Origin of the sequence: Collinsella sp. HCP28S3_G2 (genome assembly GCF_052065125.1) — a bacterium.
Taxonomy (GTDB): Bacteria; Actinomycetota; Coriobacteriia; order Coriobacteriales; family Coriobacteriaceae; genus Collinsella.
In genome coordinates, this window is sequence record NZ_JBQHUO010000004.1 from 83,177 (window position 1) to 105,695 (window position 22,519).

Consider the following 22,519-nt stretch of genomic DNA (forward strand, 5'->3'; position numbering starts at 1 on the left):
TCTTGATCTGTAACAGCTAGGGCCGAAATATTCGGCTAGATGTTACAAATCGAGATAAACGACCTGCTCGGGCCGAGCCAAAACAAAAGAGGCCGCATACGAACCCGTGGAGGGATTCGTATGCGGCCGACAGGGGGTATGCGGCAAAAGTTAGGCCATGAGCAGGCCGGTCTCCGCGACGTTCTTGTACCAGTACGCGCTCGCCTTGGGATAGCGCTTCTGGGTCTCAAAGTCGATGTAGAACAGGCCGTAGCGCTTGTTGTAGCCGTTGGTCCAGGAGAACTGGTCCTGCAGCGACCACACAAAGTAGCCGTCGACGTTCACGCCGCCGTCGATCGCCTTGAGGATCCACGCGAGATGCTGGCGCATGTAGTCGATACGAGGGGCGTCGTCGATAAAGCCATCCTCGAAGTCGTCCTTATAGCCCATGCCGTTCTCGGTGATGTAGATCTTCTTGTAGTTGGGGTAATCGTTCTTAATGCGCAGCAGCAGGTCGTACAGGCCCTCGGGATAGATAATCCAGTCCCAATCGGTGGTGGGTACGCCTTCGCGCACGCACGACTCGCCCACGCCCTTGAGGAACCAGCGCGAGGAGCCCTTGTCGCCGGTGCCATTGTGGTTGATGTCGTTTTCGCCCTCGGCAGCACGCAGGAACTGGCACTTGTAGGTGTTGACGCCCAGGCAATCGTTGTAGGGGAGCGCGGCGGTCAGCGCGGCGATGTCCTCGTCGCGGACGTCGAGCTCGCCGCCGGCGATATGGGCCAGCTTGGTTGCGGCTTCCATGGTGTCGGCTGCATAGTGGCCGCGGAAGGTGGCGTCGAGTACCCAGCGGTTGTTGATGACGTCGGCCATGCGAGCTGCCTCGCAGTCGGCGGCGTTGTTGGGGTCGAGGGGATACTTGGGCTCTAGGTTCTGGACAATGCCGATCTCGCCCTCAAAGCCGCCCTCATGGAAGGCGACGACAGCCTTGGCGTGGGCCACCATCATGTTGTGCATAAGCTGGAAGGCCTTGTCTAGGCGATACTTCTCGCCGTGCGGCCAGTTGCCGACGATAAAGCTGCCCTCGGCGGTCGCGGGAATCTCGTTAAAGGTAAACCAGTGCTTGACCTCGGTGAACTCGGCAAAGCAGAACTTGGCGTACTCGACAAAGGCGTCGATCGTCGTGCGCGTCAGGAAGCCTTCGCCGCCGTTCTGGTAAAAGGCCTCGGGCGTATCAAAGTGATCGAGCGTGACATAGGGGATAACGCCGGCTTTATTGCAGGTGGCAAAGAGCTCGTGGTAGAAGGCGACACCCTCGGGGTTGATCTCGCCAGTGCCGTTGGGGAAGATGCGGCTCCAAGCGATGGAGACGCGGATACCGTTGATGCCGAAGCGCTGGCACAGGTCGATATCGACCGGGTACTTGTTGTAGAAATCGCTTGCGGGGTCGGGGGAGAAGCGACCCTGGGCTGCCAGGAAATCGTCCCAGGGCACTTTGCCCTTGCCGTGCGTGCGGGTCTCGCCCTCAACCTGGTAAGCAGCGGTGGCGCCGCCAAACACAAAGCCGTCGGGGAACTGCATGGGGTTGGTCATGAGGCATCCTTTCTGTGGGATACGAATAGGGAGAGGTGCCCGAACTGGGGATCCGGGCACCAACAGAGGGAGGAGCTAGTCGAGGTTCTCGCGGAGCCACTTGATGGCGCCAGCGGGGTCGCGGGTAAGGTCGATATATTCCTTGCCGCGCGGGGCGAGCAGCTTAATGCCCAGACGATCGGTGTCGGCCTTCATGTCGTTGTAGTAGCTACGAACCTGCGGGGCGAGCACGATAACGTCGTACTGATCCATGATGGCAGTGTGCTGGCCATAGGCGCCTGCGGAGGAAGCGATGTTCTCTCCGGTCTGAGCAGCACCTTCCTTGATGGCGTTGGCAAGCATGGCAGAGGTGCCGGCACCGGCGCACAGGACGAGGACCTTCAGACCGTCGACATCCTTCTTAGCGGATGCTTCGACGACGGGCTCGGGCTGATCGGCGACAGGCTTGCTGTCGGTGGCAGCGGCGGTCGGCTCGACGGAAGCGGTAGCCTGCTCGACAGCGGGCGCGGAGGTGCTGGCGGCGATGGTGGCAGCACCATCGGACTCGAGACCCAGCTCGGCGGCGCGCTCGGCCTCCTGGTCGCAGAGCAGCTTATCGTATGCCTTTAAGAACGGCAGGTAGATGATGGCATCCAGCAAGATGATGATCGCGACAAATACCAGGGCGATAAGCTGGAAGTTCGTGGTGATGAAGATGCCGATGGGGGCGGGGGTAGCCCAAGGCACCACGAAGGAGAAGCCGTTCATACCCACGTTATCGATAAAGAACTTGGCAACACTCACATTGACGCAGCCGGCGGCAACAAAGGGGATGAGCATGTAGGGGTTAAGGATCATCGGCGCGCCAAAGAGCAGCGGTTCGTTGACGGCGAAGGCAACAGGAACAATCGAGGCCTTGCCGACGGCTTTGAGCTGCTTGGACTTCATGAAGAGAATCAGCAGAAGCGGCACGATGAACGTGGCGCCGGTGCCGCCGAACTCACCCACGAGCGACATGTTGAAGGTGAGGGAATGGGCGGGGTGACCACCGGCCAGCAGAACCTGCAGGTTCTCGGCCTGGTTGGCAAGACGGATGGGGTCGATGCCCGGCTGGACAATCGAAGGACCGTGGACGCCGATGAACCAGAAGAACGCGGTGGCTGCCTGAATAAGGATGAGACCGGGGTAGGTCTCTGCCGCAGTGAAGAGCGGGGAGAGCAGCTTGATGAGCAGCTCGGAGAACGGAACGCCCATGAGGTTGCGCACGACGACATCGATGATGCCGCAGATGATGACAGCGCCACCGAAGGGGATGATGTCACGGAAGTTCTGAGCGATGGCGCCCGGGACTTCCTTGGGCAGCTTAATGGTCAGATCGCGCGAGACGCAGAATTTATAGACCCACACGGTAATGAACGCGGCGATATAGGCCGAGAACAGACCGCGTGTACCCATACTGGTGCAATCGAAGACCGAAAGCTCGGAGCCGTCGAGCTTGGTGGTGAACTGCGTAACGGCGAGCAAAAGCATGCTGCACTGGGCGGCAACCATGGTGGAACCGTCGTTGAGCACCTTGCCGGCGGGCATGCGACGGTTCATGGAAGCCGTGAAGTTCTTGGCGGTGGTGCCGGCAACCATGATGCCCATAACGCCCATGGTGAAGTTGTACAGCTTGTTGCACCAGTCGATGAGCGGCTGGGGCAGCGTGATGCCAACTACGCCGGGAAGGGTGGCGATCAGCAGGAAGATCGAAGAGGTGAGGACAATGGGCATACACCCAAGGAATCCGTCCTTGATGGCCTGGAGGTAGATGTTCCTCGAGATCTTCTCAAAGAACGGCTGATGCTTTTCGAGCATCTTTACGATGGCGTCCATAAAGCTCCTTTGTTACTTGATGCGCGATGCATGTGGATGGAACTGGTCGTCGATGGATGGTCAGGACTGCCCGGAAACCTTCCCTCTTAAGGAAGGCATTGCGAAATGACAACGTTGTCATTTCGTTAATGACAACGTAAGACATTTTTGGAAGAGCAACAAGGATTTACAGGTGAACGGTCGATATCGTCCGATAAACGGCTGATTTGTCAGTCGGGCAGGTAGTGTATGCTAGAACGCAAAAAAACAAGCGATATAGAACCGAGTGGAGAAGAAGTGGCAACGATGGACAAGAAGAATGTCTCGATGAACGATGTGGCGATTGCCGCGGGCGTTTCTCTCAAGACGGTTTCGCGCGTGATCAACGAGCCCGATAGCGTACGAGAGTCGACACGCGATAAGGTCCATGCTGCCATGGAGGCGCTTGGGTTCCGGGCGAACTTTGCCGCGCGTTCACTCAAGTTGGGCCGTTACGGGTGCATCGGCGTGGTGCTGTTCCACTTGTCGGGCGGCGCCGTGGACATGATTGACGGTATCGCAGATGCCGCCGAAGAACGCGGCTTTGCTCTCACGATGATCAAAAAGCGGGCGGGGGAGAAGATGACCCTTGCCGAAGCGGCGCGCAGGATGTCGCAGCTTCCCGTCGACGGCATGATCTTCAATCTGCGCCAGATGGTCGATGACTTTGATACCTTTGAGGCGCCGAAGGACCTCAAGACGGTGATTATCACGCCGATGGAACATCCTACCTGCTCTACCGTTAGTGACGATCAAGAGGACGGTGCGCGCATGGCGTGCGAGTACTTCTTAAATCGCGGGCACAAGAACGTGTATTTCGTTTCTGGTAAAAAAGAGTCGCTGTCGAGCCAGTGCCGTATGAAAGGTTGGCGTGCAGCACTCGAGACGCGTGGCATTGAGCCGCCCGAGCCTCTGCAAGGTGATTGGAATGCGGATAGTGGCTATGCCGCGGGCCTTGTGCTTGCCGATAAACCCGATTGCACGGCGGTCCTCGCTGCTAACGACTGCATGGCAAACGGCGTGATGATGGCTCTACGTGACAAAGGGCTCAGTGTGCCCGACGACGTGTCCGTGATCGGCTTCGACGATGAGCTCTACAAGACGATTCCCAACTCGATTCTGACGTCGGTGAAGTTTCGCCACCGCGAGCTGGGCATCCGTGCACTTAACGAGGTCGTCGCAGGTCTTGAGGCTCCGAGCTCCAGAAGCCGTACGCTTGTGTCGGGCGTGCTGATCGAGCGTTCCAGCGTGAAAGACCTGCGGGCGTAGACGTGCTCGGCTCGTTCATCTCAATCTGTAACAGGTAGGACCGAAATACTCGGCTAGATGTTACAGATCGAGATTGAGAGGATTGTCCTGTGCGTTTGTCTCGATCTGTAACAACCAGACGTCCAAAACCGGTTTTAGTGTTACAGATTTAGACAATTCGGCCCCGTCTTCCCGGTTTGTCTTGATTTGTAACAGCTAGGGACCAAAAACTCGGCTAGATGTTACAGATCGAGACAAACGGCCCCCCAGCCGAACAAAAACAAAAGGCCGGGGGCGGCGCGCCGTGTGACGTGCCACCCCCGGCTGAGAAATGGGGACAGGTTATGTGAGCGGGGCAATTCCGCTGGTCGCCAGCCGCTAGTCCAGACGACGGGTCTGCGCCACGTGCTTGTACCAGTAGGCGCTTGCCTTGGGCGTGCGCTTCTGGGTTTCAAAGTCAACGTAGAAGAAGCCATAGCGCTTGTTGTAACCATTGGTCCAGGAGAACTGATCCTGCAGACTCCACAGGAAGTAGCCGCCCACGTTGACGCCCACCTCCATGGCCTTGAGCAGCCAGCGCAAGTGCTGCTCGATGTAGTCGATGCGCGGCTGGTCGTCCACAAAACCGTCCTTGTAGGGGTCCTTGTAGCCCATGCCGTTTTCTGTAATGAAGATCTGCTTGTAGTTGGGGTAGCGCTGCTTAATGTAGACGAGCAGATCGAACAGGCCCTCGGGATAGATGATCCAGTCCCAGTCGGTGGTGGGGATGCCAGGCTTGTTCACGTGCTCGCCAATACCCTTAACGCGCCAGCGGCCGGTGCCCTTCTCGCCCGTACCGTTGTGGTGCAGGTCGTTCTCGCCGTCGTAAGCCTTCAAGAAGCGGCACTGGTAGTTGTTGACGCCCAGATAGTCGTTGTAGAGCGCGGCCTCGCGCATAATCTCGAGGTCCTCGTCCAGGATCTCGATGGTGCCGCCCGAGACGGCAGCCAGACGGTTGGCGCACTCGAGGGTGTCGGGCGCGTAGTCGCCTCGGAAGGTGGCGTCGAGCAAGAACTGGTTCTGCAACACGTGCTCGTTGTTGGCGGCTTTGATGTCGGCGGGGTCGTTCTCGTTGAGCGGATACTTAAACTCCAACGACTGAATGACGCCGATCTTGCCCTTAAAACCGCCGTTGTGGAAGGCCAGTACGGCCTTGGCGTGGGCGAGCATCATGTTGTGCTCGCACTGGAAAGCCTCGGCCAGATGCGCCTTGACGCCGCCGGGGAAGGTGCCCTCGATGTAGGTGTTGGAGGCATCGGCCCAAATCTCGTTAAAGGTGAACCAGTAGGTCACCTGGTCGGCGTACTCCTTAAAGCAGAAGGTGGCAAAGTCCACAAAGGCATCGATGGTCTCGCGGTTGAGGAAGTCGCCCTTCTCAAAGAGGGCAAGCGGCGTGTCGAAGTGATGCAGCGTGACAAACGGCTCAACGTGGTGCTTGTGGCACTCGGCGAAGAGATCGTGGTAGAACTGCACGCCCTCAGGGTTGATCTCGCCGGTGCCGTTGGGGAAGATGCGGCTCCAGGCAATGGAGAGGCGAATGCCGTTGATGCCGAACTCCTCGCACAGCTCCAGATCGACGGGGTACTGGTTGTAGAAGTCCGAAGCGGGATCGGGGGAAAAGCGCCCCTGGGCCTCCAGGAAGTCGTCCCAGGCAACCTTGCCTTTACCGTGGGTGCGGGTCTCGCCCTCTACCTGGTAGGCAGCAGTGGCGCCGCCAAAGACAAAGTCCTCGGGAAACTGCGCAGGCGGGTTGGTGACGCTAGCAGGGTTAACGGACATGATGATCCAATCGTCTAAAGCGAAGGGCCAGCCGGTCTTGGATGGTCGGCTGGCCCTGTGCGTTACTTACTTCGAGAGTTGCTCGCTTACGAAGGCGAGAGACTTATCGCCGTTCTGGGAAAGCTCAATGTACTGCTTACCGCGGCAGGCGACGCACTTGTTGCCCACGCGCTCGCAGTCCTTCTGCAGGTCGGCCAGGTAGCTTGCGGCTTGCGGGGCCAGGACGACCAGATCGAAGTCGGGGAGCATGTCCACGTGGTTGCCATAGGCCTCGGCAGCGGTTTCAAGATTGATGCCGCGCTCCTTGGCGGCCTTGGCCAGCGCGTTGGCGAGCAGGCCCGAGGTACCGCCACCCTGGCAGAGCACGAGCACGCGTTTGCCGTTGAGGTCGCTGGTGGCCGTTGCCTCGGCAGCGGGTGCTGCGGAAGCGGCGGGAGCGCCGGCTTCCACGGCCTCGGCAGCAGCGCCGGCGGCAACGCTCTTGGCGTCGGCCTTGCCCTGGAAGGCATCGTTGAGCTTGGCGGCCTTCTCGGCGTTCTTGGCGGCGAGCTCCTCCTGGGAAATCTCGGCCTCCTCGGCGCACTTCTGGGCGTCATAGGCACGGAAGAACGGATAGTACAGAACGAAGTCGACGACCAGGATAAGGGCGAGCATCACAAAGGCGAGCGGCTGGAAGCCCAGGCCCATGATGGTGCCGATGGGGCCGGGGACGGTCCAAGGCAGGGTGTACATAAAGCCGTTCATGCCCAAGAAGTCGATAAAGATCTTGAGGATCCAGATGTTGGCGATCGGGGCAAAGACAAACGGGACAAAGAAGACGGGGTTGAGCACGATAGGCGCGGCGAACAGCAGCGGCTCGTTGACGGCAAAGCACACGGGGACGATGGCGGCCTTACCGACAGCGCGCATCTCCTGGGACTTGGCCAGGAAGCAGAACATAAAGACCAGGACGAGCGTGGCGCCGGTGCCGCCCATGCAGACGACGAAGTACTGGGCACCCTGGGTCAGGACAGCGGAAGCGTGCTGGCCGGCCTGGAACGCAGCCAGGTTGTCGGTCATGTTGGCAACGAGGGCGGCGGCGATGGCGGGCTCGACGATCGAGGGGCCGTGGACGCCCACGAACCAGAACAGGCTCATGGCGCCGTAAATCACAGCAAGGCCGATGTAGCCGTCGGCAGCGGTGAACAGGGGCTGGAACACCTGGATGACGCCCTGGGCAAAGCAGAAGCCAAAGGCAGCGCGGAAGACGATGTCAAAGACCCAAAAGACGGTGATGCAGACGGAGAAGGGGATGATGTCCTTAAAGGTCTGCGAGATGTTGGGCGGAACCTGCTCGGGCATCTTGACGGTGATGTTGCGCTTGATAAAGAACTTGTAGATGATGCCGGTCACAAACGCAGCGATGAAGGCGGTCAGCAGGCCCTTGGAACCAAGGTAGGTGGTGTTGAAGCCACTGGCGGCATCCGTGGCGATGGTGTCGCTCGAAAGGAGCAAGAAGCCGATGATGGCCGCGCACATGCACGAGATAAAGTTGATCTGGTTATTCTTGGGCAGATCGCGGTTCTGGGCGTCGGCGAAATGCTTGGCCGTGGTAGCGGCGCAGGCGATGGCCAGGATGCCCATGGAGTAGTTGTAGCACTTCCACAGGGCGTTGTTGATGTCATCGGGCCAGTAGAAACCCCAGATGTTGGGGACCGAGGCTACCAGGCAGAAGATGGACGAGAAGATGATGATGGGGATGACGGAGATAAAACCGTCGCGGATCGCCTTGAGGTACTTGTTGCGGGCGATCGCGTTGAAAAAGGGCTGGCCCTTTTCGATGGTGGCGATGAGTTGCTCCATGCAAAGCTCCTAAGAGTCGGTGGGTTAGCAACGATAGTAGCTTTTGACGTTTGGTTGCCAAAATGTTGACGTTGCCATCTTGTGACACAAAATAAGACGCGAACCGATGGCCCCTGTGCCTGCGGACCGTCGATTTCTTGCGCGCAAACGTTTGAGCCGCCCGGTGGCTCTGTGTTTGCACAATGGCAACGTTAACATTTGGGCGATAAAAGCCGTTCGGGGAAGCAAAAATGTCGGTGAACGGTAGGTTTTGGGTGGTGAGCGTATGGTGGGGGAGGCGTTAGATATACTTGAAGACGTTTCATTTGACTGCGTAGGGTGCCACCAATGGCATCGTTGACATAGAAAGATCGACCTATGGCCGCTGTTAAAAAATCGGTTTCCGTTAAGGATGTGGCGCGCCTCGCGGGCGTCTCAGAACAGACGGTCTCGCGCACCGTCCACGATTCGCCCAGCGTGCGCCCCGAGACCAAGGAGCGCGTGCGTGCCGCCATGCGCGAGCTGGGGTATCGCCCCAATTTTGCCGGTCGATCGCTGCGCCGCGGCAAGTTTAAGACCGTCGGCGTCGCCATGTTCAACATTACCGGTACCGGCAACCTCGACCGTATGGAGGGCTTTGCCGCCGCCGCCGATAAGCACGGCTACGCCATTACCCTCACTAAAGTAGATGGACATCCGTATACCCTCGAGAGCGCATCGTCGCGCATGAGCGCACTGCCGGTGGATGGCATGGTTGTGATCATGAATCGCATGCCGGCGGACTTTGGCACCTTTGAGCCGCTGCCTGGTATGCAGACGGTGCTCGTTACCATGCTGGAGCACCCGCTGTGCTCGACGGTCGATAACGATCAGTTCGATTGCTCGCGCCAGGTTGTCGAGTACTTGCTGGGGCAGGGGCACAAGACCGTGCACTTTATCTCGTGTCCCGAACGCTCGCTTTCGGGCATGCAGCGCGAGGAGGGCTGGCGCGAGACATTGCGCGCGCATGGTATTGAGCTGCCGCGACTCATCCGTGGCGACTGGACGGCGCGGAGTGGATATGCCGCAGGCCAGGCTCTGGCGGACGATCCGACCTGTACTGCCATCTATGCCTCCAATGACGCCATGGCCTACGGCTGCATTCGCGGACTCGAGTCGCGCGGAAGGCGTGTGCCCGAGGACGTGAGCGTGGTGGGGGTTGATGATAGTCTGGGCGACATCGTGCCCGATCGTCGCCTGACCACCGTGCGCTTTGACAACAAGCGTGTCGGCATGTGGGCAGTCGACAAGATCGCCGGCGCCGAGGGAGTTGCGTCTGGCGTGGAGCACATGCTGATCCCCGGCGTGCTCGTAGAGGGCGATACGGTGCGCGATTTGCGTTAGGGCGCGGTCCTGTTTGGGTTTCCGTTAATCATGTTTGATATTGTTCGAAATGGTTTGGAAACCGTTCACGGGCAAAAATTGACCGTTCATAGCTTGAAATTACGTTTTGCGCTGTTCTTTTTTGTTTGAATGTTATTGTTTCTGTCATACACAACGCAGCGCGTATGCCCGGACGCGGTGCTCTCCGTTGGTTCATATGTGAAAGGAACGCAATATGGCAACCAAAGAAGAAATCTCGATGGTTGGATTCGAGATTGTCGCATACGCGGGTGACGCCCAGACTGATCTGCTTGCAGCGCTCGATGCTGCTCGCGAGGGTGATTTTGAGAAGGCCGAACAGCTGCACAAGGATGCCAGCGATGCGCTTATCGGCGCCCACGACACGCAGACCAAGCTGCTTTCGCAGGAGGCCGGCGGCGGCGAGATGGAGATGACCTTCATCATGGCTCACGCTCAGGACACTCTCATGACCACTATGATCCTGGAGAAGCAGGCCCGCTTTACCATCGATGCCTACAAGCGCATTGCCGAGCTCGAGGCCAAGCTCGCCTAACGAGCCCGCACAACCAAGTCCCCTTCCAAAAGCCCTGCCGCTATCCGCGGCAGGGCTTTTTCTGTCCTCCTCCAAGTTGCGGTGAAATAGGGGCTGACGGCCCAAAATGATCCGTTCTCCTCCGTCCCCAGGGGATCGGTTGGCAGCGTCGCCACGAAACTGACGCATCTACTACGTTTAACCCGATACCCCCGTCCATACCCGCGTTTCATGGAAAACTGCAGGCGTTCTACCTGTGGTTTTGTTTTTACGCCACGGGGCATGGTCGGGGATGGGCAGTTAAACGTAGTAGATGGGCCCATTTCGTGGCAAGCGGGTCATGCGGCAGCCCGTTGCGCCTCCTCCCGTTCGATTTTTGCTCGATGGGTATACTTCCTTTCGCATTAAACGCCGGAATGAGGAGGTATCCAAATGCCGGACAACGGATCGATTCAAAAGAGAGACGCGAGCGAGATGGCTCATGGGCGTCCTGTCCAGATAACCGAGCAAACAACGGTGACCGAGCTGCAGCCCAGCCTATCCGATGTCGTGTGCGCAAACAAAAAACTGCAGATTTGCCTCATCGTTGCGCTCGTGGTACTGGCGCTGCTGTCGGGGTTTGTGGCTCGTCCGCATTTTGCCGATACCAAGACTTGGGACTCTACCATCGAGGTCATCGATCAAAAGAAGGGCAATGTATTGGCGCTCACGACCTCGTGCGTCGCCCTATCTGCGGGTATCACTGCGCTGCCGGGCGATACGGGAACGCCGGTTGCCGAGCAGCTCGCACAGCTTTCGGGTAATCTTGGTATCGTGCTTGCCGTGCTATACCTAGAGAAATATTTACTCACGATTTTGTGGTCGGTTGGCCTGGGCATCCTGATCCCGTTTGCGCTGGTGCTCTTTGCAGCGTCGCTTGGCATTCACGGACGCTGGAGCACGAGCACGGTCATTCGTCGCGTGGCAACGCGTGTGCTGGTGGTCGCCATCATTAGCATGGTGTTGGTGCCCGCGAGCGTATGGGTGTCGCAGAAGGTCGATGAAACGTATCGAGTGAGCATCGAGGCGGCCGAGCAAAAGGCGACTGACGCTGCGAGTGCGGTAGATAGCGATAGCTCCAAAGCAACCAAGAAAAAGACTGAGTCCGCAGAGTCCAAGAACGTGCTTGAACAGCTTGCCGACGGTGCCTCGGGTCTCGTCACGACGGTGACCAGCGGCGCCAAGCAGATGACCGATGAGATTGTGCAGCAGGTGACCGATCTGATCGAAGGCGTCATTGTGATGGTAGTGACCTCGTGCGTTATCCCATTGCTGGTGCTCGCGGCGTTTTTGTGGCTGGGGCACACACTGCTGGGGATTGATATTTCCGGGCCGACGAATTATTTGACGGGCCGCTTTCTGGGCAATCCGTCCAAGCATGCCAAGAAGGGCGGGCAGTCCTAGTAGCTAAAGCTGCCGTATATACCGGGGCATACCGCCGAAGGGCGGCCGAGACACGTTCTCGGCCGCCCTTTTGTTTGTTGAACACATGGTCGCTACGCCCGCGCCCGGTCCAAACGGTCAGCAATCATCCGTGAACGGTATTTGTTCAAAAAAGAACAAAGATAAACAAATAGTTGTTGCAGTTACTGTTCGAATGTGTTCAAATAAACATGAACAGTGAAGAATCGCACATTCAGATGCCCGGACCTGAACGAGATTCAACACTTCCAAACAGAAACAACGCACCTGCGTATCTCTCAAGGAGGATGTCATGAGGGTTGTAATCGCTTCCGATGCCGACGGCATGTCGATGAAGGAGTCCATCAAGGAGATGCTCATCGCCGATGGTCACGAGGTCGTCGACTATTCCGAGACCCCTGCCGCGGACTTTGTCGATTCCGCTACCGCCGTTGCCAAGGACCTGCTGGAGCACAAGGATTCCCAGGGCTTCGCATTCGATAAGTACGGTGTCGGCTCCTATATGGCCGCCGTCAAGATCAAGGGCATGGTCGTCGCTAACATTTCCGACGAGCGTTCCGCCTACATGACCCGCGAGCACAACGGCTCACGCATGGTCACCATGGGCCCGGGCGTTGTGGGCACCGAGGTCGCCAAGAAGATCGCCCGCGAGTTCCTGCGTGCACAGTACGCCGGCGGCCGTCACCAGATCCGTGTCGACATGCTCAACAAGATGGCCTAACGAGAGCCACCGAGAACTCGAACTTCTACCTCAACTTGTGAATTCAGACGAAAGGACGTTCTGATGAAGAAGACCATCGCAATCGGTTGCGACCATATCGTTACGGACGAGAAGATCTATCTGGCCGACCGCCTGGAGCAGGCTGGCTACCAGGTGCTCGACTGCGGCACCTACAGCCACACCCGTACGCACTATCCCATCTACGGTAAGGCCGTGGGCGAGGCTGTTGCCAGCGGCAAGGCCGACTTTGGCGTGGCCCTGTGCGGCACCGGCATCGGCATCACCAACGCCGTCAACAAGGTTCCCGGCGCCCGCTGTGCCCTGGTTCGCGACATGACCTCTGCCCTGTATGCCCGTCGCGAGCTCAACGCCAACATCGTGGGCTTTGGCGGCAAGATCACCGGTGAGTTCCTGATGGCCGATATCATGCTTGCCTTCCTGGAGGAGCCCTACGAGAAGACCCCCGAGCACGATGCCCTGATCGCCAAGATCGATGCCTGCAATAAGGCCGACGCCGAGGCTCAGGCTGACCCGCACTTCTTTGACGAGTTCCTGGAGAAGTGGGACCGCGGCGAGTATCACGACTAGTGGGGTTACGCGGTTTTGCCAAACCGCGTAACGGGTCGACGCTGCGCGACGCCCAGGTACCCCATCTCGCCACTCAAACCGTCGCTCGCGTACATGAAGTACGCGTCGCTCCTCTTTCGCGGCGACCTGGGGCACCTGATCGCCGCTCGCTGACGTTGGGGGCACCTGTGGGGTTACCGCTGTTGTTGCGAAGCTTTCTGGTTCGGTAAGCTGCTCCGATAACACGTTTGCTTGCTTGGCTTGAGTGCTTCGCTCTTGGCGGTACCCGGCATTCTGCAGCTTTTCAATTGACGGCTCGCGTTTCTGTGAGGGGGCGCGGGCCGGTTTTCTAAACAGGAGTTCAATATGATTCTGACTGTTACCATGAACCCGTCGATTGATACGCGCTATCAGCTCGATAAGCTGGTCATCGACGATGTTAACCGTGTGACGCCCGAAAAGACCGCTGGCGGTAAGGGCCTCAACGTGAGCCGTGTGCTGCTGCAGTTGGGCGACGATGTGCTCGCGACTGGCCTGCTTGGCGGTCACATGGGTGCCTATATGGCCGAGCTTATGGATGCCGACGGCGTCAAGAACGACTTTGTACCCATTGCCGGCGAGACGCGTATTTGCCTGAATATTCTGCACGAGGGTAATCAGACCGAGCTTTTGGAGAGCGGCCCGCAGATCGACCCGGCAGAGCTCGAGGCCTTTACGGCCAAGTTCGCCGAGCTTGCAGCGAAGGCGGACGTTGTGACGCTTTCGGGCTCGCTGCCGCGCGGCGTCGATGCCGGCTACTATGCCGAGCTCGTCAAGATCGCCGAAGAGGCGGGCGCCAAGGTGCTACTCGACACCTCGGGTGCATCGCTGGAGGCCGCGCTGGAGTCCGCAGCTAAGCCCGAGCTCGTAAAGCCCAACCTGACCGAGATTAACGGCCTGCTGGGTACGTCCTTTACGACCGATGATGTCGATGCTCTGCGCGAGGCGCTTGCCGCCGATGACCGTTTTGCCGGTATCCCCTGGGTCGTCGTTTCGATGGGCGCTGCCGGCTCGGTGGGCTTCCATGAGGGCCGCGCGTTCCGCGCCAAGACGCCCGCGATTGCGGCTGTAAACGCGACGGGTTCCGGTGACTCGACCATCGCCGGTTTTGCGCATGCCATTGCTGCTGGTGCCGACGACGTCACGGTGCTCAAGACCGCCAATACCTGCGGCAAGCTCAACGCCATGGATCCCAAGACCGGCCACCTGGTCATGGACCGCTGGGACGAGGTCTACAACAGCGTAGAGGTAACCGAACTTTAGAGTTACGGCGTACCGAACAAAACGAGAGTGGATAATCTCCCATTTTGGGCTCGCAAGCGGGCTTAGAGTGGGAGATTTTCCACTCTCATGAGAGGCAGCTAATTTGGGACGGGGCTATTTTGACTACTTCTAGATGCAAAGTAGTCAAAATAGCCCCGTCCCAAAATAGCTGCCCTTGCACCAAAAACGGCGCCCGCCGGCGGTGTTGCCGGCGGGCGCCGTTGTCTTGAAGACGAAATGATCCGTTTTCCTCCGTCCCCAAGGGATCATTACAGCGAGTCGATAAAGCGCTGCTGGGCGGCGCGACCGGCTTCGTCCCATTTAAAAACGCCGGCGTTGTCGAGCACGTGGCCAAACACCATGCCGACCTCCTCGTGCAGGATGTCGATGGCGTTGTCGGCCGTAAGCTCGTCGGCGCGGCGGGCAAAGACGTCCTCGGCCCATGCGGCGTGGCTGCGGCAAAGGTCGTCGCCCTCGAGCGCGCCGGCAAGGTCGTAACTGACATCGGCCTTGGCTGCCAGCAAGTGCTCGCGGACAGCGCCGAGCTCGGGAACCAAGCGCGGCGGCAAAATGGCCAGGCCCATGACCTCGATCAGGCCGATGTTCTCCTTCTTAATATGGTGGTACTCGGCATGCGGGTGAAATACGCCCAGCGGATGCTCGTCGGTTGTGATGTTGCAGCGAAGCGCCAGGTAGGCCTCGTAGATCTCGCCGCCGGCATTGCCGCGAGAGTCGACGCGGCGTATGACGGGCGTCACAGTGTTATGCGCCACGCCGTCGGCTGTGTGCGCGATGACGCCCACAGACTCATCTGTCCACTCGCGCCAGGCGAGGATAATCTTCTCGGCGGCGTCGAGCAGCTGGGCGCGGTCGTGCGAGCGCAGTCTCAGCACCGAAAGCGGCCACTGCAACACGGTACCGCTGACCTGGTCAAAGCCGGGCACGTTAAACTGCGAGACCTCGGCGGCATGCATCATGGGGAACTCGTGCGCGCCGCCCTGGAAGTGGTCGTGCGACAGAATCGAGCCGCCCACGATGGGCAGGTCGGCGTTGGAGCCAATAAAGTAGTGCGGGAACAGGTCCACAAAATCGAACAGGCAGGTCAGTCCCTTACGGTCGACGTGCATCGGGCGATGCTCGGAGCTCATAGCAATGCAGTGCTCGTTAAAGTACGCGTACGGGCTGTACTGGAAGCCCCAGCGCTCGCCGTTGAGCTGGATGGGGATAACGCGCAGGTTCTGGCGAGCGGGATGGGCGCCGCCGTCGGCTGCGGCGGAGCGTCCAGGGTAGCCCTCGTTCTCGATGCACAGTTGACAGGCGGGATACTTCTCGCCCGTGTTCTTTGCGGCGCCGGCCGCGGCAATGTCGCGCGGGTCCTTCTCGGGCTTCGACAGGTTAATGGTGATTTCCAGGTCGCCCCAGTTGGTGGGGGTGCTCCATTTGATATTGCGCGCGATGGCGGCGCGGCGCACGTAACCGGCGTCACAGCACAGACCATAGAACCAGTCGGTCGCGGCGCGGGGTTCGTTGACGCCCATGCGTCCGTTGAACTCCTCGTTTACAACCGAAGGCCTCGGCATGAGCGCGCCCATGATGCGCATGGCGATGCGGTCGCGGCCCGACGCCGTGTCCTCGGCAGCGCCGTTGGCAACGGCGTCCTCGGAAAGCGCGGCAAGCGTGCCCTCCAGGTCAAAATTGGGGAGCGTATCGGGGTGCAAGAGCGAGAGCTTCTCGTTCTGCATCGCCCAAGCCATGTCGAGCGCAGGACCCGTGGCGCCGATGCACTCGAGAATGGTGTTGTAGGCCCAGATGCGGTCATCCTGTCCGATCATGGATCGATGGATGGCATACTCAATCAGGCCCTGCGCGGCCTCGCGCACATCAGTCATTACAGCCATGCCGCGTAAGCCCCCTTGTCAGAAATTGCGTAGTGGCGGGCAGAGCCCTCGCCCAGCCAGCCGTTCATCTTGGTGATGAAGGTGTCGACCAGGTCGAGCGGCACGAAGGCCTGGATGGTGCCACCAAAGCCGCCACCGTGGATGCGGACGGCGCCGCGGCCGTCGAGCACATGCTCGGCCAGCGCCAAGGCATACATGGAAGGTTGCTCGGAGCCCAGTTTGGCGACGACATTCTGCAGGTACATGGCGGAGCTGGCACCGGACTCGCGCGTCAGGACCAGGAACTGGTCGATGTCGCCGGCGCTAAGGGCTGCCCAGCGCTTATCGACCAGGCCGTTCTCGTACCAGTAGTGAACGGCGCGCAGGCAGGCGCGGTCGCCCAGCTTGGCGCGTAGCTCGGGGAGCTTGGCGTCAAAATCCGCCACGTTTACCTCGCACAGGCGTGTCTTGCCAAACTCGGCGGCGATGTCCTGCATCTCGCGCGGAACGGCGGCGTAGTCGTCGGTAGCTGCCACATGGTCGGCGCCAACCTTAACGAGCACGAGCGCATAGCCGTGATCCTCAAAGTTGAGTTCGAGCTTCTGGGTTTTAGGCTGAGCCTGGTCCTCAAAGTCCATGTAGGCAAGGCCGCCCAAGCAAACGGCGGCCTGGTCCATAAGACCGCAGGGCTTGCCGTAATAGTTGTTCTCGGTGCGCTGGCTCATCTGGGCGAGCGCGACGGGCTCAATAGTGGGTGCGCCCCAGAGCGCCTCCATGGCACGACCGTACGCCGCCTCGACAGCAGCGGAGCTCGAAAGACCGCCGCCCGAGGGAACGGAGCAGGTGAAGGCGAAGTCGAAGCCCTGGGGCTCAACGCCCAGAGCTGCAATCTCATGGGCCATGCCGCGGACGAGGCTTGCGGACGTGCCCTTCTCGGACTCCTGAACATCTAGCGTATCGAGCGTGATCTCAAAGGTAGGATAGCCCTCGTCGGCGACGCGGATCTTGTTGGAGTCGGTTGCCACGGCGATACCGTCAACGGCGACATCGAGCGAGCCGGCGATAACATGGCCGCCCTCGTGATCGGTGTGATTGCCGCTGATCTCAGAACGCCCGGGTGCGTGCACGTAGAGCACCTGGCGGTCGCCGATGGGTCCAAACTCCTCCTCAAACAGCTTGGTGAGCAAGGTGAGTGTCTTTTCGTCGGGGGTGGTCATGGGAGTCCTTTCTTTGGCGCGCACGGGCGAGTTTTGCGTCGTTATGAGTACGTTAACAACTTGAAGCGGCATGAACCAAGTGTTCACGATATCGCACGTTACGCGCTATGTTAACGTACTCATAACACAACGCTTGCCACTTTTTGAGAATCCGGTAGTCGGTAGAATTACAGCCGTGAACGGTACCGCCGTATGGACTTATAAAGCAGAAGAGATGCAGATAGAAAAAGTAGAGTACGTTAACATGCGTCCGACGATAGCGGGCCTCGGAGCGGGATATATTTCTGCCCGGGTCGGCATGCACGCTATTCAGATTTCGCAAGGGTGAAGGTGATTCTGTGGCAAGGCACTCGTCCAACGATACAGGTACGCGTCCGGTCTCCATGGCCGACGTCGCCCGCGCTGCCGGTGTTTCGCAGCAGACGGTTTCGCGCGTCGCCAACGGCTTGCCCAACGTTAACGAGCAGACGCGCCACCGCGTGCAGGCCGCTATGCAAGAGCTCGGTTTTCGTCCGAGTTATGCCGGTCGCTCGCTGCGCGACGGCCGTTACCATTCGGTCGGTCTGTGCGTCAACGATATCACCAAGTTTGGCAACCTCTCAATGATCGACGGCATCGCCAGCGCTGCTCGCGAGCATAATTGCGCCATCACGCTGGTCGAGATGTCCAAGACCGAGGAGTTTTCGCTTGCCGAGGCCACGCGTCGTATGGCTGCGCTGCCGGTGGACGGCATTATCATCGGCATGAGTCGTATGGCGCCCGATTTTGAGACGTTTGATCCGCTGCCGGGCATTGGCACGGTTATTGTTACCATGTACGCGCACCCGCGGGTGACCACGGTCGACTCCGACCATTACGGCTGCTCGCTCTTGCTTATGGATCATCTGTTTGAGCTGGGGCACGAGCAAATTCGCTATATTGGCGGCCCGTCGTTCTCGGTCGACGAGCAATTTCGTCGCGCCGGCTGGCAGGATGCGCTCGAGCACAAGCACATTAAGCCGCAGGCGCCGCTCGAGGGCGACTGGTCTGCCAACAGCGGCTACGAGGCCGGCAGGTACCTGGCCGAGCACGATCGCACCATGACGGCGATTTATGCGGCAAACGATCAGATGGCAAATGGCGCGATTGCCGCGCTGCGTGATAGCGGCCTGCGCGTGCCCGAGGACGTAAGCGTGGTGGGCGTCGACGATTCGCTCGACGACTTTGTCGCGCATAACGAGCTCACGACCGTTCGATTCGATTTACATCAGCGTGGACGCGAGGTGTTTGAGCACGCGGTTCCCGAGGCGGGTACGGCGGGCAAAACCGTTGCTATCCGTATTCCCGGCCAGCTCATTATTCGACATAGCACGGCGATGCCACGCTCATAGTTTGCGCAGGTAAACGACGATTTATCGTATTTCAATAACAATCGGTAAGGATGCCGGCAGATAACAGTTGGAATGCTGCCAAGTGCTATGATAGACAAGTTATTTTGTCTATCTAGGAGGCTTTGTCTGATGGAGATCACCAAGGATATCCGCTACATTGGCGTCGACGACCACGACATTGACCTGTTCGAGGGCCAGTACGATGTGTCCGAGAACGGTATGGCATACAACAGCTACGTTATCTTGGGCGATAAAATCGCTGTCGCCGATTCGGTCGACGGTGGTTTTGTCGACGAGTGGCTCGGCAACCTCGAGGCCGCGCTCGATGGCCGTACGCCCGACTACCTGGTCATCCATCATATGGAGCCTGATCACTCCGCCGGTATCGCCGCCTTTATGGAGCGCTATCCCCAGGCGCAGATTGTGGCCAGCATGGGTGCTTTCCGCATGATGGTCAACTACTTTGGCACCGACTTCCCCGAGCGCAAAATGGTTGTCAAAGAGGGCGATGTGCTCGACCTGGGCGCCCACAGCCTGACCTTTATCGGCGCCCCCAATGTTCACTGGCCCGAGGTGCTCTTCTCCTATGAGGTCACCGACAAGGTGCTCTTTAGCGCCGACGGCTTTGGCAAGTTTGGCGCCAACGACATCGAGGATCCCGAGGGCTGGGCTTGTGAGGCTCGCCGCTACTACTTTGGCATCGTCGGTAAGTTCGGCAAGTTTGTGCAGGCCGTGCTCAAAAAGGCTGCCGATCTGGATATTCAGATCATCTGCCCGCTCCACGGTCCTGTCCTTACCGAGAATCTGGGCTATTACCTCGACACCTACAACACCTGGTCGAGCTATCAGCCCGAGGACGAGGGCATCACCATTGCCTACGCGAGCGTCTACGGCCATCTGAAGGCCGCTGTCGAGGAGCTCGCCGCAGCGCTCGAGGCTCGCGGCCAGAAGGTTTCCGTCTTTGACCTGGCTCGCGACGACATGGCCGAGGCCGTTGAGGATGCGTTCCGCTATGACCGCCTGGTGCTCGCCTCTATCACCTATCAGGGCGAGATCTTCCCGTTCATGAGCACCTTTATCCACACGCTCGCCGAGCATGCCTACCAGAACCGCACCGTGGCGCTCGTCGAGGCCGGTTCCTGGACGCCCGCCGCTGCCAAGGTTATGACCAGGGAGCTCGAGGGCATGAAGGACATCACCCTGGCGCAGAACAAGGTGACTGTCCTGGGCTCGCTCAACGACACATCGCGCGCCCAGATCGAGGCCCTCGCCGACGAGCTTTCCAAGTAGCGATATTTCGCTTTTAACGGGCAAAACCACCACAAAGGGACAGGCCCTTTGTGGTGGTTTTTGTTTAAGCGCCAGCGATGATGAGGGCTGGACGTGCGCTGTCGGCGGCCTCGGCGATTGAGGTGGCGACGGCGGCGTCGGGGTCGCTGTCCATCACGATGATGTCGACGTCGGCAAGCTCGGCAAAACGGTACATGCCGCGTCCGTTGACCTTACTGGCGTCCATGAGGGCGACGCTTTGACGGGCGGCACCGACCATAGCCGTTTTGGTCTCGGCCATCTGCGGAAAGTCGGTCGTAAAACCGCAGCCGGGAACAAAAGCGCCAGGACACATGACGGCAAGGTCGGCGTGGACCATTTGGAGCGCCTGCATGGTAAGTGGGCCGTACAGATAGCGATGACCTTTGCGCAGTGCCCCGCCCAGCATGACGACATCGACCGAGGGCATGCTCTCGTCAATATAATCGGCGATGGTAATGTCGGCCGTGATAACGGTGATGCCGTCGCGCTGATCGAGGAGCCGGACGAATTCGAGCGCCGTGGTGCCCGAGTCGACGAGCAGCGTGTCGCCGTCATTAACGAGCTCGATGGCGCTTTGCGCGATGGCCTGCTTGGCGGCGACGTTGACATTGATGCGGCGATCTTGCGTGGAGACGGTCAGGCGTTTGTGGAGCGATACGGCACCACCATGTGTGCGACGCAGCTTGCCTGCTTCGGCGAGCGCGTCCAGGTCGGCGCGGGCGGTGACGGAGGACACACCAAAGGTCTGGGCGATTTCTGCTACCTGCACCGAGGCGTTATGCTCGAGTATTTCCATAATGGCGGTACGGCGCTCGTCAGCAAAAGCGCGGTTGGTAGCTTGGGCCATGTTTGCTCCATTCTCGGCTAAATTTGCAGGAATTGTGTTGACTCTATTTTCGTTCATTTTCTTTTTGAGTAAGAAAACACCTTTCGATTACTTATCTTTTCTATAAAAGAAAGACGCTAAACGCTCAAAATTCAATATCGAACACGCCCACTCGGTTCCGATTCCTTCCGTTTACTTTTCAAAAACGACTGTATTGGCCTGCATGGACTCAATATCTCGTACGTGCAAAGCCGCTGAATTTCATACAATGAGCGCAGTAAAACGCAAGGTAAAACGCCTTGTGAACAACTACGCCCGATGTCCAGATGCGGGCGAGGGAGAGGAGCAAACGCTCATGGCACTTGTTACCACCGAAAAGATGCTCAAGGACGCTCAGGCCGGCCACTACGCCGTCGGCGCGTTCAACGTCGAGAACCTCGAGTTTGTTATGGCCGTTCTGGCCGCTGCCGAGGAGACCAAGTCCCCCGTCATCATGCAGACCACCCCGGGCACCATCAAGACCGCTGGTCTGGACTACTTCTACGGCATGGTGAAGGCCGCTGCCGAGCGCGCTTCCGTGCCCGTCGCTCTGCACCTCGATCACGGCGATGGCTATGACCGCTGCATGCAGGCTTTCCGCACGGGCTACACCTCCGTCATGATCGACGGCTCGCACGAGTCCTTTGAGGACAACATTGCCCTGACCAAGTCCGTCGCTGACGCTGGCCGCGCCATGGGCGTGCCCGTCGAGGCCGAGCTCGGCAAGGTTGGCGGCAAGGAGGACGACGGTCCCGCGGTTGAGGGCGAGAGCCCCTACACCGATCCTGCCGAGGCCAAGGAGTTCGTCGAGCGCACCGGCTGCACCTCGCTGGCCATTGGCGTTGGCACCAGCCACGGCGTGTACACGAGCGATCCGCACATCGAGCAGTCCGTGGTCAAGGCCATCCGCGACGCCGTCGACGTGCCGCTGGTTCTGCACGGCACTTCCGGTGTGCCCGATGAGCAGGTTGCCGAGGCTGTGAAGAACGGCATCTGCAAGGTTAACTACGCTACCGAGCTGCGTCAGGCCTACACCAAGGGCTTCATGGCCTACATGGCCGAGAACCCCGCCTGCTTCGATCCCAAGAAGCCGGCCAAGGAGGGCATGCGTGAGATCACCGAGCTGGTTAAGATTCGCATGACCAACCTCAACTCTGTGGGCAAAGCAGAGTAACAGCAAGGGTACTCTGATCCCACCGGGCCGTCCGGAAACGGAAAAGGGCCTATCTCTCAGAACGTCCTCGGACATGTCGGAAGCCCCGCTGCGCGCACGCGCTGCGGGGCTTCCTCCGTCCTGCGGAATGTTCTGAGAGATAGGCCCTTTTCCGTTTCCGGACGGCCCTGCTCGATCGCCCTTGTGGCGTTGGGGCTGAAGGGGTGGGGCGCTAGGGCTTCTTTGTTGATGGGGGACTAGTATGCCCGGGCTTGGTTGGGGAATGACTTGTTTAGGGATGCTTGGAGCTTTTCGAACGATGCTCGCAAGTTGAGATTCTGATCGGTTGAGCGTTTGGCTTTTGTGGTGGGGGAGTCGAGGAGGCCGTTTCTCTGTGTCGGGGGGAAGGAGAAAAGGTCTGCATGTTTT

17 protein-coding genes are annotated in these 22,519 nt (G+C 59.2%); 10 read left to right on the plus strand and 7 right to left on the minus strand.

All coding sequences use genetic code 11. From position 1 onward, the window contains the following. Nucleotides 1-150: 150 nt before the first annotated feature. Nucleotides 151-1,572, minus strand: coding sequence for a 6-phospho-beta-galactosidase (gene lacG / locus ACTNB2_RS04120; RefSeq protein ID WP_260699522.1), 1,422 nt, complete (start codon nucleotides 1,570-1,572; stop codon nucleotides 151-153). 75 nt (nucleotides 1,573-1,647) lie between these two features. Continuing rightward, nucleotides 1,648-3,426, minus strand: a complete 1,779-nt coding sequence (locus tag ACTNB2_RS04125; RefSeq protein WP_441040852.1) for a PTS lactose transporter subunit IIBC — start codon at nucleotides 3,424-3,426, stop codon at nucleotides 1,648-1,650. Between the two features lie 285 nt (nucleotides 3,427-3,711). Here ACTNB2_RS04125 and ACTNB2_RS04130 point away from each other — a divergent pair, with 285 nt between their 5' ends. Beyond that, on the plus strand, nucleotides 3,712-4,713 hold the full coding sequence (locus ACTNB2_RS04130; RefSeq protein ID WP_441040850.1) for a LacI family DNA-binding transcriptional regulator: 1,002 nt from the start codon (nucleotides 3,712-3,714) through the stop codon (nucleotides 4,711-4,713). 357 nt (nucleotides 4,714-5,070) lie between these two features. On the opposite strand, the gene lacG (ACTNB2_RS04135) is transcribed toward ACTNB2_RS04130, so the two are convergent. Then, the gene (gene lacG / locus ACTNB2_RS04135) at nucleotides 5,071-6,510 is read right to left on the minus strand and encodes a 6-phospho-beta-galactosidase (RefSeq protein ID WP_154514977.1); all 1,440 of its coding nucleotides are present in this window, start codon (nucleotides 6,508-6,510) and stop codon (nucleotides 5,071-5,073) included. 66 nt (nucleotides 6,511-6,576) lie between these two features. Next, complete coding sequence (locus tag ACTNB2_RS04140) at nucleotides 6,577-8,352, minus strand: lactose/cellobiose PTS transporter subunit IIB (RefSeq protein WP_427728585.1); 1,776 nt, start codon at nucleotides 8,350-8,352, stop codon at nucleotides 6,577-6,579. A gap of 357 nt (nucleotides 8,353-8,709) precedes the next feature. Here ACTNB2_RS04140 and ACTNB2_RS04145 point away from each other — a divergent pair, with 357 nt between their 5' ends. The 6 genes from ACTNB2_RS04145 (at nucleotide 8,710) to ACTNB2_RS04170 (ending at nucleotide 14,297) form a co-directional block, all read left to right on the plus strand. After that, entirely contained in the window at nucleotides 8,710-9,714 is a 1,005-nt protein-coding gene (locus tag ACTNB2_RS04145) for a LacI family DNA-binding transcriptional regulator (protein WP_427795504.1), read from the plus strand. A gap of 214 nt (nucleotides 9,715-9,928) precedes the next feature. Then, nucleotides 9,929-10,267, plus strand: coding sequence for a PTS lactose/cellobiose transporter subunit IIA (locus tag ACTNB2_RS04150; RefSeq protein ID WP_055252615.1), 339 nt, complete (start codon nucleotides 9,929-9,931; stop codon nucleotides 10,265-10,267). 411 nt (nucleotides 10,268-10,678) lie between these two features. Continuing rightward, nucleotides 10,679-11,689 carry a hypothetical protein gene (locus tag ACTNB2_RS04155; protein ID WP_441040848.1) on the plus strand — a complete coding sequence of 337 codons (1,011 nt, stop codon included), beginning with the start codon at nucleotides 10,679-10,681 and terminating at the stop codon, nucleotides 11,687-11,689. A 310-nt stretch (nucleotides 11,690-11,999) separates the two neighbouring features. Next, nucleotides 12,000-12,428, plus strand: a complete 429-nt coding sequence (gene lacA, locus ACTNB2_RS04160) for a galactose-6-phosphate isomerase subunit LacA (protein ID WP_006234830.1) — start codon at nucleotides 12,000-12,002, stop codon at nucleotides 12,426-12,428. 63 nt (nucleotides 12,429-12,491) lie between these two features. Continuing rightward, on the plus strand, nucleotides 12,492-13,016 hold the full coding sequence (gene lacB / locus ACTNB2_RS04165) for a galactose-6-phosphate isomerase subunit LacB (protein ID WP_346981957.1): 525 nt from the start codon (nucleotides 12,492-12,494) through the stop codon (nucleotides 13,014-13,016). A gap of 345 nt (nucleotides 13,017-13,361) precedes the next feature. Further along, nucleotides 13,362-14,297, plus strand: coding sequence for a hexose kinase (locus ACTNB2_RS04170; RefSeq protein WP_441044784.1), 936 nt, complete (start codon nucleotides 13,362-13,364; stop codon nucleotides 14,295-14,297). A gap of 269 nt (nucleotides 14,298-14,566) precedes the next feature. Here the strand turns inward: ACTNB2_RS04170 and ACTNB2_RS04175 are convergent, their stop codons facing one another. Both ACTNB2_RS04175 and ACTNB2_RS04180 read right to left on the minus strand, forming a co-directional pair. Continuing rightward, the gene (locus tag ACTNB2_RS04175) at nucleotides 14,567-16,195 is read right to left on the minus strand and encodes a UDP-glucose--hexose-1-phosphate uridylyltransferase (protein ID WP_441040844.1); all 1,629 of its coding nucleotides are present in this window, start codon (nucleotides 16,193-16,195) and stop codon (nucleotides 14,567-14,569) included. Continuing rightward, on the minus strand, nucleotides 16,186-17,391 hold the full coding sequence (locus ACTNB2_RS04180) for a galactokinase (RefSeq protein ID WP_441040843.1): 1,206 nt from the start codon (nucleotides 17,389-17,391) through the stop codon (nucleotides 16,186-16,188). Before ACTNB2_RS04180 ends, ACTNB2_RS04175 begins: the two co-directional genes overlap by 10 nt. A gap of 383 nt (nucleotides 17,392-17,774) precedes the next feature. On the opposite strand from ACTNB2_RS04180, the gene ACTNB2_RS04185 reads away from it, so the two are divergent. Continuing rightward, nucleotides 17,775-18,761: a LacI family DNA-binding transcriptional regulator gene (locus tag ACTNB2_RS04185; RefSeq protein ID WP_441040921.1), complete on the plus strand. Its 987-nt coding sequence runs from the start codon at nucleotides 17,775-17,777 to the stop codon at nucleotides 18,759-18,761. A 129-nt stretch (nucleotides 18,762-18,890) separates the two neighbouring features. Continuing rightward, nucleotides 18,891-20,051: an FprA family A-type flavoprotein gene (locus ACTNB2_RS04190; protein ID WP_441040841.1), complete on the plus strand. Its 1,161-nt coding sequence runs from the start codon at nucleotides 18,891-18,893 to the stop codon at nucleotides 20,049-20,051. Between the two features lie 64 nt (nucleotides 20,052-20,115). Here ACTNB2_RS04190 and ACTNB2_RS04195 read toward each other — a convergent pair whose 3' ends face one another. Next, nucleotides 20,116-20,919, minus strand: a complete 804-nt coding sequence (locus ACTNB2_RS04195; protein ID WP_441040839.1) for a DeoR/GlpR family DNA-binding transcription regulator — start codon at nucleotides 20,917-20,919, stop codon at nucleotides 20,116-20,118. 334 nt (nucleotides 20,920-21,253) lie between these two features. Between ACTNB2_RS04195 and ACTNB2_RS04200 the strand changes: the two genes are divergently transcribed. Then, nucleotides 21,254-22,111 carry a class II fructose-bisphosphate aldolase gene (locus ACTNB2_RS04200; protein WP_022095149.1) on the plus strand — a complete coding sequence of 286 codons (858 nt, stop codon included), beginning with the start codon at nucleotides 21,254-21,256 and terminating at the stop codon, nucleotides 22,109-22,111. Nucleotides 22,112-22,519: the final 408 nt, after the last annotated feature.

Coding starts and splice junctions, on each gene's coding strand:
- lacG (WP_260699522.1), bottom strand. CDS start 1,572: ATGACCAACCCCATGCAGTTCCCCGACGGCTTTGTGTTTGGCGGCGCC.
- ACTNB2_RS04125 (WP_441040852.1), bottom strand. CDS start 3,426: ATGGACGCCATCGTAAAGATGCTCGAAAAGCATCAGCCGTTCTTTGAG.
- ACTNB2_RS04130 (WP_441040850.1), top strand. CDS start 3,712: ATGGACAAGAAGAATGTCTCGATGAACGATGTGGCGATTGCCGCGGGC.
- lacG (WP_154514977.1), bottom strand. CDS start 6,510: ATGTCCGTTAACCCTGCTAGCGTCACCAACCCGCCTGCGCAGTTTCCC.
- ACTNB2_RS04140 (WP_427728585.1), bottom strand. CDS start 8,352: ATGGAGCAACTCATCGCCACCATCGAAAAGGGCCAGCCCTTTTTCAAC.
- ACTNB2_RS04145 (WP_427795504.1), top strand. CDS start 8,710: ATGGCCGCTGTTAAAAAATCGGTTTCCGTTAAGGATGTGGCGCGCCTC.
- ACTNB2_RS04150 (WP_055252615.1), top strand. CDS start 9,929: ATGGCAACCAAAGAAGAAATCTCGATGGTTGGATTCGAGATTGTCGCA.
- ACTNB2_RS04155 (WP_441040848.1), top strand. CDS start 10,679: ATGCCGGACAACGGATCGATTCAAAAGAGAGACGCGAGCGAGATGGCT.
- lacA (WP_006234830.1), top strand. CDS start 12,000: ATGAGGGTTGTAATCGCTTCCGATGCCGACGGCATGTCGATGAAGGAG.
- lacB (WP_346981957.1), top strand. CDS start 12,492: ATGAAGAAGACCATCGCAATCGGTTGCGACCATATCGTTACGGACGAG.
- ACTNB2_RS04170 (WP_441044784.1), top strand. CDS start 13,362: ATGATTCTGACTGTTACCATGAACCCGTCGATTGATACGCGCTATCAG.
- ACTNB2_RS04175 (WP_441040844.1), bottom strand. CDS start 16,195: ATGGCTGTAATGACTGATGTGCGCGAGGCCGCGCAGGGCCTGATTGAG.
- ACTNB2_RS04180 (WP_441040843.1), bottom strand. CDS start 17,391: ATGACCACCCCCGACGAAAAGACACTCACCTTGCTCACCAAGCTGTTT.
- ACTNB2_RS04185 (WP_441040921.1), top strand. CDS start 17,775: ATGGCCGACGTCGCCCGCGCTGCCGGTGTTTCGCAGCAGACGGTTTCG.
- ACTNB2_RS04190 (WP_441040841.1), top strand. CDS start 18,891: ATGGAGATCACCAAGGATATCCGCTACATTGGCGTCGACGACCACGAC.
- ACTNB2_RS04195 (WP_441040839.1), bottom strand. CDS start 20,919: ATGGCCCAAGCTACCAACCGCGCTTTTGCTGACGAGCGCCGTACCGCC.
- ACTNB2_RS04200 (WP_022095149.1), top strand. CDS start 21,254: ATGGCACTTGTTACCACCGAAAAGATGCTCAAGGACGCTCAGGCCGGC.